Source organism: Paraburkholderia sp. SIMBA_054 (assembly GCF_046534875.1).
Classification (GTDB): Bacteria; Pseudomonadota; Gammaproteobacteria; order Burkholderiales; family Burkholderiaceae; genus Paraburkholderia; species Paraburkholderia hospita.
Window position 1 is genome coordinate 1 of the sequence record NZ_JAWRXV010000459.1, and the last position, 318, is coordinate 318.

At 29.9% G+C, this 318-nt stretch carries 1 protein-coding gene; it reads right to left on the minus strand.

Annotation, left to right across the window (positions count from 1 at the left end; genetic code table 11):
• Nucleotides 1-224: 224 nt before the first annotated feature.
• The coding region (locus SB822_RS55900) for an IS3 family transposase (protein ID WP_410858951.1) at nt 225-318 on the minus strand (94 nt) is incomplete at its 5' end.

The following is a 318-nucleotide window of genomic DNA, read 5'->3' on the forward strand; positions in this document are numbered from 1 at the left end:
ATATACTTTAAAGGGCAAATACAATGGCTAAACCCTCTTCCTAGAAATGATTTTCCACAAAAAGAATTCGGCACTATAGAAGCGAATGTCCATAAATTAATGTCTTATTATCAAGGTTAATAGATAAATATATAATACTTCTTCTATATAGAAAATGTTCTTATAGTAATAATCCAAGAAACTACCTCCATTGAACTGAACCCAAAAAGTTAGACAATTAATATTTAAGCAACGTAGTTGGCATGAGTACGGTATTCGACTGGACTCATGCCTTTCAATTTTTCCTTAATTCGAATGTTATTGTAGTAATGTATATAT